This is a genomic window from Mesorhizobium sp. M7A.F.Ca.CA.004.04.2.1, from assembly GCF_004022825.1.
Classification (GTDB): Bacteria; Pseudomonadota; Alphaproteobacteria; order Rhizobiales; family Rhizobiaceae; genus Mesorhizobium.
Window position 1 is genome coordinate 1 of record NZ_RZPH01001640.1, and the last position, 666, is coordinate 666.

3 protein-coding genes are annotated in these 666 nt (G+C 62.2%); all 3 read left to right on the forward strand.

Annotated features, from left to right (window positions below; genetic code table 11):
* A partial coding sequence (locus tag EN893_RS36665) for an S-adenosylmethionine:tRNA ribosyltransferase-isomerase (RefSeq protein ID WP_164901529.1) occupies positions 1-106 on the forward strand: 106 nt, incomplete at its 5' end.
* Complete coding sequence (locus tag EN893_RS38490; protein WP_164749036.1) at positions 96-272, forward strand: hypothetical protein; 177 nt, start codon at positions 96-98, stop codon at positions 270-272. The genes EN893_RS36665 and EN893_RS38490, both read left to right, overlap by 11 nt.
* Positions 265-666: tRNA-guanine transglycosylase (locus tag EN893_RS36670; RefSeq protein ID WP_128362294.1), on the forward strand; the 402-nt coding region annotated here is incomplete at its 3' end. The genes EN893_RS38490 and EN893_RS36670, both read left to right, overlap by 8 nt.

Here is a 666-nt window from a genome sequence, read left to right on the forward strand (position 1 = left end):
CACGATGCGTGCGGCCTATGCCCATGCGATCGAGAACCGTTACAGATTCTATTCCTATGGCGACGCAAGCCTGCTTTTCCGAGCGGAGACGAGCGATGGACGATGATCTGCAAGCCTTTGACCGCTATGCGCTGAATGCGGAATTGAAAAAGCTGCGCGCCGGCATTCGCCAGCACCTCGATTCCGCCATGCGCGGCTGCATCCACTACCGCCAGTCGCTCGACAATCAGGCGCCGGACGCCCCGATCCACGACAAGGAATTCAATGGCTAAGCCGTTCAGCTTCAAGGTTCTGGCAACCGACGGCAAGGCGCGACGCGGCGTGATCGACATGCCGCGCGGCGAAATCCGCACGCCGGCCTTCATGCCGGTCGGCACCGGCGGCACCGTCAAGGCCATGTATATGGACCAGGTGCGCGGTGTCGGCGCCGACATCATCCTGGGCAACACCTATCATCTGATGCTGCGGCCCGGCGCCGAGCGTGTGGCGCGGCTCGGCGGTTTGCATGAATTCGCCCGCTGGCCGCATCCTATCCTGACCGACAGCGGCGGTTTCCAGGTGATGTCGCTGTCGAAGCTGAGAAAGCTGACCGAAAAGGGCGTCACCTTCCGCTCGCATATCGATGGCGCCGCCTACGAGATGTCGCCGGAGCGTTCGATAGAGATC